5 protein-coding genes are annotated in these 10,562 nt (G+C 49.2%); 4 read left to right on the top strand and 1 reads right to left on the bottom strand.

What is annotated here, in order from left to right:
- The first annotated feature begins 311 nt into the window (after window positions 1–311).
- The 3 genes from VE954_RS29290 to VE954_RS29300 all read left to right on the top strand — a co-directional run bounded on the left by VE954_RS29290 (window position 312) and on the right by VE954_RS29300 (window position 9,037).
- Window positions 312–983: a hypothetical protein gene (locus VE954_RS29290; RefSeq protein WP_324959628.1), complete on the top strand. Its 672-nt coding sequence runs from the start codon at window positions 312–314 to the stop codon at window positions 981–983.
- 565 nt (window positions 984–1,548) lie between these two features.
- On the top strand, window positions 1,549–2,775 hold the full coding sequence (locus tag VE954_RS29295; RefSeq protein ID WP_324959630.1) for an OmpP1/FadL family transporter: 1,227 nt from the start codon (window positions 1,549–1,551) through the stop codon (window positions 2,773–2,775).
- A 190-nt stretch (window positions 2,776–2,965) separates the two neighbouring features.
- Entirely contained in the window at window positions 2,966–9,037 is a 6,072-nt protein-coding gene (locus VE954_RS29300; RefSeq protein WP_324959632.1) for a protein kinase domain-containing protein, read from the top strand.
- A gap of 43 nt (window positions 9,038–9,080) precedes the next feature.
- Here VE954_RS29300 and VE954_RS44490 read toward each other — a convergent pair whose 3' ends face one another.
- A complete protein-coding gene (locus tag VE954_RS44490) occupies window positions 9,081–9,530 on the bottom strand; it encodes a DUF2141 domain-containing protein (RefSeq protein WP_414699040.1) in 450 nt (149 codons plus the stop codon).
- Window positions 9,531–10,157: 627 nt separating this feature from the next.
- Here VE954_RS44490 and VE954_RS29305 point away from each other — a divergent pair.
- The gene (locus VE954_RS29305) at window positions 10,158–10,499 is read left to right on the top strand and encodes a hypothetical protein (RefSeq protein ID WP_324959634.1); all 342 of its coding nucleotides are present in this window, start codon (window positions 10,158–10,160) and stop codon (window positions 10,497–10,499) included.
- The last annotated feature ends 63 nt before the right edge of the window (window positions 10,500–10,562 follow it).

Raw genomic sequence — 10,562 nt, forward strand, 5'->3', positions numbered from 1 at the left:
GAAGATGCAGCTTCTGCCCTTGCATCCGGCCCATCGGGTTAAATCAATCAGGCTCCTTCGCCGGATTTTGATCATGTTAGTAAGCGATTGCACCATGAAAACCCCGCGATGTGCTGAATCCGTGCATAGGTTACAGATTTAACTGCACGCCCAATAGCAAGTCTTCATCATTCATCGAAAAAATCCGGGAAAAATTGCAACGAGTTCGTTGGCTTAATCCCACGACTGGAAAAATGTATTAATGTTTTACCGTCCGTACCGAGTATGAGCAAAGATTTGCGTATGGTCACCAGAAAAAAAGGAAAAGTTACATGAAGATCACTGCCCGCCCCAGCAAAATTTGCACCTGCCTCGGATTGGCCTTTCTTCTGGCGAGCTGCGGCGCGGATGACGATTCCTCAACTTCGTCCGTGGCACTGTTTGGTAATTCAGATGGCGAGTGGAAAATCATGGATGTCGGAGACACCGAATATTGTATTCCGCAGACATTGCCTGATTTGTCGTCCCAGACACCTGGCACCACGAAGGCAGGCGGTATGAAGCTGACTGTGACAATCGCAGATTCAGGTACAACGTATAGTACCAGGCTCAGTTTCTACGCCGAATCCTCATGCACTACCCTGGAATACGAGTCCTTGGAAAAGGGAACACAAGTCATCGGCAGCGCAGATATTGCGCCTGCCGTCAGAACCTTGGACTTGACGGCCACTTCTTTGACTGTAACTCCAAAAGTAGCTTACGCGGCAGGTGCCTGGAGCTACATTTGCGGCAGGAGCGTGCCTTTGAATCAAGCCACTGATGTTTTGCAGGCAACTTGTAGTGCCAATCTTAAAGAGCAGCCTTTTCAAGTTATCAAGGTGGAAGGGGATAAGCAGTACCGATCCGTGAAACCGGCTACCAGTGCCAATACTGATGGTTCAACAGCAGAAAAACGCAATACCGTTGTGCTGGAGCTAGGGTACTTGACCCGTCAGGGCAGCTAAACCGACTGTCTCTTAAATAAAGAATCACGGGTTTTTCGGCGCGGCAGGCAGTTGACCGGTTCAACCTCCATGATTGAGGACTAACGACGGAGCCTGCCATAGCTGAGTTATCTGGGTATTCCCATTGGCGAGCAATGGTTCTGGTTCTTGAGCATGATTATGCGGTAGCCGCGTGGCGGAAGCAGAAAATGCTTTGAGATCATAGTGATATCGCTGGTCGGAAGTCTGATGAGTTGATGGAAGCGAAACTTATAACTAACCCGGACGGTAAGCGTCCAATGCTCCTGATTCAAGGAGAAGCCAGGCTTTTTTAGCTTCTTGCGAGTTTCCAGAATAAACGCAATCTATATCCCCTGTTTCACATTCACGATCCACCGAATGAATACACCCAGGATGACCGAAAAGACCTTCCGAAGTGAATCCCCAAAGCCTTAATTTTCGATTGTTTACTCCATATATGAACCAGGATAGAATCGGATATAAACTCCCATTCGCATCCATGCGATTGAAATCGCTTTTTTTTGCGGGCTGTTCCTGATCATTATCTTATCCTCGCGAGGTTCGAGTGTTTGAAAACAAGACGATTTTATTTGCGTTGATTTTTATCAGCACTCCCTCTTTCAGTTCATATGATCCGCCAACTGCCGCCGGTGTGGCTTCTTCCGGAATGGCCGGGGTCACCATTGGATTCGACGACAGCCCTCTGGCCGCCGCAGTGAATGCAGCGAATCTGAGCTCAGTCAGCAGCTCTTCTTTTGAAGCACTCATCGGTGGCGTCCACACCAAAAGTCAGGGAAACTTCTTTGGCGAGACGAAAACCGGGGCCGGGACTTTTCCCATTATGGGGTTGGCAGGTGTTTACCAATACGACGATAATTTTATTCTTGCCGTTGTAGCAACCGGGGCGGGAGGCGCAGGAACAGATATTCGTGGAATCACTCTGCCTTTACCTACCGGCTCTCCAGCGGTTAAAGCCGATATTAAATCGGCGCTGGCCATATTCGAACTATCTCCCGCTATTATCTACCGATTTAATAGGGAGCTTGCAGCTTCAATACAGCAACGCAATATATATGCAGGTTATCAAGAGGAACTAAAGGTTGATGGCGTCACAAACCATAAGATGAATTTGTCGGGGATATCATATTCGGGACTTAAAATCGGTCTGTCCTATCGAGTGTCCGACTCGATTCGATTGGGGTTTTCCTACAAGAGCGAAGTAAAATTTGATCTAAATGGGGAAGGGCAAATAGCCAGCCAAATGGGCACTCCGATTGCGCCGGCGGGCACAGACCTCTCATGGCGGGATTTTACTTTGCCTCAGGAAATTGGCCTGGGATTGAGTTTCAGATTGCAGGAAAATCTTCTGTTCGGAGCAGATGCCGGCACTCGCAAATATTCAGCGATCAAAAAGCGTGATTTCGATATAGACGACGACCTCCTTCCCGGTAACGAAAGCACGACTGATAACATCTTGAAAATGAAAGATACGCCTTTCTATCGGTTGGGGCTTCAACTCAGTTTTAACGAGAGCTATTCAATCCGTACAGGTTATGGCCTTATGTATAACGCGTCAAACCCGGACTTTCATAATCCATTCGGCCCGCCACCTGGTATCAATCACATATTTGCGATCGGCGCCGGCCGTTCCTTTCAAACGTCAGTTGTGAATGGGGCCCTGGTCTACTCAGATGCAGAAGGGGAGGCCAGGACATCCTTCACTATGGGCAAAAAAGATCGCTATAAGAACACAATGATCAGCCTCCAGACAGGACTTACATATTCTTTTTAGGCCAGGTTCTCTTGTCAACCCTGGTTCCTGATAATTTCTGTTTACCTGGCAGCGGGCCAATGCAGTCGGCAACAAACGCAAGTCCTCTTATCAGGATTTCCCAGGCTCCAGTAGGTAGCGAACATGTAGCTTTTGATGGCCTTGATTTTCTCGAGTTTGTCCGCGGACTATCTGTAGGAAGGAACGATCGATGCTTCAGATTCCTGGTTATGATATTCACCAAAAGATTTATGATAGTGCGAACTCTCTCATTTATCGGGGAATACGTCGAGAGGATGGTCGATCGGTTATTCTAAAAAGGCCAAAAAAGGAAATACCATCAGCAGATGACCTTGCGCGCAGCTATCACGAGTTTGAGTTGTTAAATTCGCTGAATATAGAGGGCGTGCCGAAAGTTTTTGAATTTTTTCAGCAGGGTTCAGACGTATGTTTAATTACCGAAGATATGGGTGGACTTGCCCTCTCGGGTGTCAGTGCTCTGCGGACGCTTCCCATGCCGCTCGTTATTCGGCTCTTTATCCGCTACAGTCAGATTTTAGGTGAGATTCACCGTCTTAATATTATCCACAGGGATATAAACCCCTCAAACCTGGTTTGGAACCAGGAGCAAGATGTTGCTTCCATAATTGACTTTGGAATTGCTAAAAAGCTTTCACACATGGTGTCTGCAGGTGGGTCCGAAGACGGTCTTGAAGGCACGTTGCATTATATTGCGCCAGAACAAACCGGACGGATCAATCGTGCCGCTGACTATAGGAGTGACTACTATTCGCTAGGCGCCACACTTTTTGAATTGGCATGCGGCGAGACTCCTTTCCAGGCCAGCGACCGTATGGAGTTGATCCATGCGCATATTGCGCGAATGCCCTTGAATCCTCACACGATCAACCCGAAAGTGCCCAGGAACCTTGGGCGCGTGATTCTGAAAATGATGGCGAAAAATCCCGAAGAACGATACCAGAGCAGCGCTGGAATCCGGTACGATCTTGAGCGATGCGCGCAGGAGATCGAGGATGGACAGGAACCCGGTGAACTCGAGCTCGGAACTGCAGATGTTTCCGAAAGGCTTACCTTTCCGTCGCAACTTTTCGGGCGAAGCAGGGAGTTTCATGGATTGCTGGATTTGTTTAACGAAGCTAGCAAAGGAAGTCGCCGGGCGGTGCTCATTAAAGGACCGGCCGGTATAGGCAAGTCCAGGTTGGTCCAGGAGCTGATCCCTCATATGGAATCGCACCATTGTCATCTTATTAAGGGCGAGTTTAGCCAACGGCAATCAAATATACCCTACAGCGGCCTTGTTCAACCCTTGCGTACTTTCATGGAAAGAGTATTGTGCGGATCGGAAAAACAAATTAATTTTTGGCGAGCAAGAATAGTAGACGCCCTCGGACCAAATGGGAAGCTGCTAACTGGACTCATGCCAGAGCTGCTGGACCTTCTTGGAGCGCAGACAGAGGTGCCGCAGCTGTCTCCGGACGAGGAGCAGAATAGATTTAGAATGGTATTCACAAAATTTTTTGCCTGCCTGGCGACGCCATCGAACCCCCTCGTATTGCATCTGGAGCATCTGAACTTCGCTGACGAGGCCTCGGTTAAAATCCTGATCGCCGTCCTAAAAAATCATGAACAGAAAAATTTGTTTCTTGTAGGCTCCATCAAAGACGATGAGCCGTCAGATCAAGGGCCTGCCGAAAACCTGCTGAAATTGTGCAAAGAACTGCCTGATGTAGTAGAGATCATGGAACTTGCGCCTTTGTCACTGAACGCAGTCAATGAGCTGCTATCCAAATCGCTAAGGACCGATCTGCAGACGTGCCGGCCTCTGGCGGAAATCTGTCTGGAGAAGGTCGCTGGTCATCCATTGTCCCTGATGCAATGGGTGATGTCGCTCCATGATCACGGCCTTATACGCTTTGACCCTTCCCTGTCAGGATTCTCCTGGAATGAAGACGAAATACAGCGAAGTGAGATTGCCACCAATGTTGTCGATAGTCTGGTCAAGAAGGTACGCGTCCTTCCCGTGGATGCTTTGTCGATACTCGAGGCCGCGTCATGCATTGGACCTGACTTCGATTATGATACTTTAGCTATACTTCTGAATCGACCCGCAACCGAGATTCCTTCGCAGATCCGCCTCGCCTTCCATGAAGGAATCATACAGCAGGCCAGGTCCCGCTTTGAAAGCGGCACGGAGATACAAGTCAACCCGGTGGTTTCTTTCACGCATGAACGTTTGCATTTGGAAATATATCAGCGGCTGGCCAGGGAAAAAGCCGCTACGTACCATCTGGCACTGGCCGAGCTAACCATTGCCAGGTACAAAAGTCGTCCCGAACACCAAACGCTCTATGAAGCATTGAGCCATTACCTGGCCGGAAAAGATTTTATTAAGTGTTCCCGGGAAGATGCTCTGAAAATAGCCAGGTTTTGTCTCATCGCAGCCCAAAAGGCAAAAGCTACTGCTGTTTATACTTTGGCATCAGACTACCTGGAATTCGCCATTGGCTTGCTTGGCCCGGACGGCTGGAATATTGACTATGAATTTGCCCTAACCCTTCATAACGAAGCTGTCGATACCTTGTATCTGTCCGCGCGTTATCCTCGCATGCATCATATGGCAGATGAGGTTTGCAGGCATGCACGAAGTATATACGATAGCATTCACGTTCACGAGATTCGCTGTTTGTACTATGTCGTCACCAATCAGATTCGAGAGGCGCTGGATTATGCTTCGCCCATACTCAAAACATTGGGTTTGACTCTGACCAGCAAACCAAATCCCTGGCAAATGCTCTGGAATCTACGGATTTGCAAGAAGCTCCTCGATGGCAAGACTGTGGAACAGCTTAATAGCTTGCCGCGCCTCAACGATCAGCGGATTCAGGCGATTTTGAATATTCTAACGAGAGTTGTTGGCGTGCTTTATCGGTTGCATCCGCTTGTTGCGGTGACTGCAATCCTGACAATCGTCCGTCTCTCCCTTCAGCATGGGCTTCATGAGAAGACGGGGGAGACTCTCGCAAGCTTTGCGTTTCTCCTCTGCACTTTTTTCAGGGATATCGATCGGGGTCACCGTTATGGTTCGATTGCCAGGGCATTTAGTGAACGCACTTCGAATTGCGTGGGGTTGACCGGAACCACATTTTTTCTTTCATTCATGGTGAGGCCTTGGAAAGAACATTTAAATGAATCGATAAAACCCTTGCTTGCGGGGTATAATCACGGTCTGACGACAGGGGAGTTCGAATTTTCGGCCATGTGTGCTTTAGGCCACTGCACATTTCGGTTTTTTACGGGGAGTAACCTCAGCGAGCTCAACCGGGACAATATTGGTTTTCAGCAGGCATATGAGAGAATGCAGCAATTCGCTTCCCTTGATGGCCACCTGATTCTTACCCAGGCCGTTTCAAATCTCCTGGGTGAATCCCATAATCCTACTGAATTGAAGGGAAAGTGGTTGACTCGTGAAAACCCGGCTATCGGATATAAGGAGCGGGGGGACGCCGCCAACCACTTCCTGTTCCTCCTTATGACGGCCTATTTGAGTTACCTTTTTGGCGACTATCCAAAAGCGGATTCCTACATCAAATCAGCCTATAAATTGCGCATGAATGGCATAAGCAGCTATTACTTTCCCTTCATGTGCTTTATCGATGCCTTGATCGCTCTCGCTGTTTGGAGCAAAGCCGGATATTCGGCGAGATTGGTCCTGATGAGGCGTGTAAACCGCAGCCTCAAGCGCCTTAAGAGGTTGTCCCTCCATGCACCGATGAACTTCGCACACAAATGTATAATGATCGAAGCTGAACGGGCCAGGGCCGAAGGCAAAATGGAGCAGGCGCGAGCGGGCTATCGGGAGGCCATAGAGTCAGCGCGGAAGAGTCGCTATGTGAACGAGCTGGCTCTTTGCCATGAACGATACGGGACTTTCCTTTTGGAGAGGAATGAACGGGGATTTGCTACAAGTGAATTGGAAAAAGCCTATGCTCTGTACGAACTCTGGGGTTCGTCCTCAAAATGTGCCCAATTAAAGGAACGCCATGGTGACCTTCAAGGTACCGTTGATAAGGACAGCTTCCGGGGAACAATAAACACAACGATCGTTAAACGAGCGTCGACGAGCAATATCGTAGCAAACGATCTGGATATTGAATCTGCTGTTCGTGCATCCCAGATTCTGTCCGGCCAAATGGACTACGAGAAGCTTTTGCAGGATCTTATGCAGCTTACCCTGCAGGTCGCTGGGGCCGAGCACGGCTATTTGATTATGGGCCGGAAAAATGAGTTGACCATCAAAGTTCATGGGCTAATTCGGGAAACCACAATAGTGAAGGCAATTGAAAAGCCGCTGGAGACATATCCTCATATTGCGCACGCGGTGGTCATGCACTGTTTCAGAAAGCAGGAAAGTATCATAGTCGATGAGGCCTGGCAGGATCCAGATCTTGCCTCGGACGAATATATCAAAAAGAATAAAATTTTGTCTGTTATTTGCCTGCCTATTCTTAATCAGGGAAATCTTATTGGGCTTCTTTACCTCGAAAATAATCTTTCAGCGCGCGCTTTTACGAGCCAACGGGTAAGACTACTTGAAATCATAGCCACCCAGGGCGCAATATCTGTTCGCAACGCTCAGTATGTCCAGGAAGTCAAAGAGAAAGAGCGGAACATTCGTGAGTTGAATGAAGGCCTGGAGCGGAAAGTCGAAGAGAAAACGCGGGATATTAGATCGATTCTGGAGAATATCAAACTTGGGATTTTCACAATTGCCACGAGCGACCTGCGCCTTCATAAAGACTATTCAGCGCACCTGGAAACATTGTTTAGCGAAGGGAATTTCGCTGACAAAAGCGCCCTTCAGCTGCTGTTCAAAAATAGCGATCTGACCCCTGATACCTGCAAAACCATTGAGGCCGCATTGTCCGCATCCATTGGGGAGGACCAAATTGCCTTTGAAGTGAATGCCGGCTCCCTGGTTCGTGAGATAACCTACTCCGATGGTGGTGAGTCGCCAAAGGTATACGAGATAGACTGGATACCCATCCTGAACACCGAGTCCGTCACAGATCGAATTCTCGTAACTTGTAAAGATGTTACCGAAATACGGCGGTATAAAGCGGACGTGGAAAGCAAAAAGAAAATGCTCGATGGGATTGGCGAGCTGATCAATATTCCGCAGGAGCAATACCATCGGTTCTCCCGCTCAAGTCATCAGTTCATCACGGCGAGCAGGGAGCTTGCTCAAAAGACCGAAAGTTTGGACCAGGAAGTGCTGAAAATCCTATTCATTAACCTTCATACCATCAAAGGAACAGCCAGATCCTTGGGACTCAAGGACATGGCAGAGGCCGCCCATGCAGCGGAAAACACCTTGTCTCGTATGCGAGAAGATCCTCTGTTATGGCAGCAAGACCCGGTGCTAAAGGATCTTGTCTGCATTGAAAATGAACTGGATAAATACGACCACATTAACGATCAAACTCTCAACCGATTGGAGAAGACCGGGAAAACTGTGGAGTGGCAGCTATCAGACCTGCAAAGGGAAATCGAAGCAATCGAAGCCCTGGAACAACGAATGGAAAAGGACGGAATCCGTGACTATCTGAATCGTTTAAAACACCTGTTCTCTGGACATCTCTATCGGTCTGCCGAAGAGGTATTCAAGGAATTGACGGAACCTTCTGTCCGGCTTGCTAAAGACTTGAACAAAGAGCCGCCCAGAATCGTCATTGATCACCAGGCCATCAGTATTTCGCGTGAAGGCGTTTCTCTTTTGCAGAACGTTTTTACTCATATTCTTCGTAACACCCTGGACCATGGCATTGAATTGCCGGGCGAGAGAATTCAGGCTGGAAAGAGTCCCGAAGGATCAATCAGGATCAGCTTAAATATAAGTGCCAGCGGTTGGCTGGAAGTAAAAATAGAAGACGATGGCAGGGGTTTAGGAATTGCCCGGATCCGGGAGGCAGGGCTACACAAGGGACTCATCCAGGAGCACATTGATTATGAGCCAAAAGATCTGGCAAATCTGATTTTTGCATCCGGCTTCTCGACGAGTGAAACGGTTGGGGCCATTTCGGGCCGTGGAGTAGGCATGGACGCAGTAAAGAGTTTCATAGAGCGCGAGGGGGCTAAAGTCCATTTGAACCTTGCACCCGGCCATCGGCTTGATAAACCATGGGTGCCTTTTCAGATTGTGATAGAGCTGCCCCCACATTTTTATAGACACATGATGAATCCAGCCATACGTATTGCCGGCTGACACGCCCTCGGATGAGCTCCGGACGGGGCAGGGCCGGCCCCTGCTAAGGATATTCGATTTTAATGGTCTCGGTAGAGCCCGATTGACCAATATCGAATTTTGCGTCGTCAAACCTGGGGGGCCCCCATTTACGCTCGGCAGGGGGACGGGATAGACCAACTCCCTCCTTCGGAAATCCAATTAAGTTTGTCTTTAAGCTCCCATCTCCGTCTTCGTCGTGATAAGCAGAGAGTGCGTACGTGCCTGCCTGCAACTCAGCAAATGAAATCTCAATCTCTCCACTCACTGCTTTAACACTCTGTTTTTTGAAAGCCTTGTCATGCTTTCCGGGGAAACCATCGGGGGATTGGTATAAGTGTGTGATAATTTGACCCTGAGTCGACCGAATGCCTTGGATTTTTACAGTGAGAGTCGACCCATACGAGCGCTGCCCCTGGCCGAATCCAGCTATTGCAACGAGACAAAATACTACAAGCTTACTTTGGTTAATCATCAGACCCCCAAGGATATGGATGGATACTATTTAAACTCATTATTGTGCTGCCAGTCGACGTCAAAAAATCGACGTCGCTAATACCAGGATAAGGATGTCCGAACAACCGGGGGAGAATGTAAAGGCAGAACACAGAAAAACAGCCCACGGTTCGCCTCCGAACTACGGGCCGCATTCTGTTTCATCCATAGCTTCATCCTGATTATAGCATGAGATAAAGCTTAAAGGGCTTTGTTGCGTTTGCGAACTCTGAGCGGGAAAATATCTGGATTTGCGAGCAATCATGCAGCGACGGAATTGAAGATCTCAGCAGAGGTATTACGGCTCTGTTGCAAAAAATCTCTGGTGTTTTGACCTGGGACTCACCACAGTCCCGAGTTCACCGTATCCAGGGAGTGGTTATGGCACTGAGGGTGATCGGCGTTCTCTCCCAAGGAGCGGGCATTGACACGTTCGGCAGCGATATCTACGCTAGCGTCGGTTATTACAATGCATGGATCCGGGCGCCTATGGCAAGCCCCTGATTCGTGAAGTCTGGACGCCGTGGGACGCGGATGGGCTGCGATCACCTCGCAGCCTTGCCCTGCGGCGTTTAATGCTGGTCCCAAGGCGGAAAGGGAGATCACGTTGAAGCAGGAAAGAGATCTTGATTGGACATTCATCCCGGGTTCGTCCGCCAATTATCTTTCCCATGAGCTGGTCGAGGCGAACGCGAACTGCCTCGTCTTCCGCCCATCAGGGCGATTCGTCGCTTTCTGCCGCACCCTCTTCTATGGCCCGCTCCTTCTCATCCTCTTTTTCATCTGGTCGCCGCTTGAGCACGCCATGCATATCATCCTGTGCCTCGTGGCGAGCACTGTGGGCGGCTTCATCGAGTGGGTCAGCAAGGTCCTACACGGGATCGTTGCGACAACTTCAGCGGCGGCTCGGTACGATGCGGCCCTCGTATCAGGAGCGATTTTACGTTAAAAAACATGTCATTGCCGGTGAGCAGGCCCAGGTCGATTGGGGCCACTTCGGCAAACTACGCAT

This window comes from Oligoflexus sp. (assembly GCF_035638955.1).
GTDB lineage: Bacteria > Bdellovibrionota_B > Oligoflexia > Oligoflexales > Oligoflexaceae > Oligoflexus.

Bases quoted from the DNA above. Each gene is read 5' to 3' on its own strand.
- VE954_RS29290 (WP_324959628.1), top strand. From the start codon at position 312: ATGAAGATCACTGCCCGCCCCAGCAAAATTTGCACCTGCCTCGGATTG.
- VE954_RS29300 (WP_324959632.1), top strand. From the start codon at position 2,966: ATGCTTCAGATTCCTGGTTATGATATTCACCAAAAGATTTATGATAGT.
- VE954_RS44490 (WP_414699040.1), bottom strand. From the start codon at position 9,530: ATGATTAACCAAAGTAAGCTTGTAGTATTTTGTCTCGTTGCAATAGCT.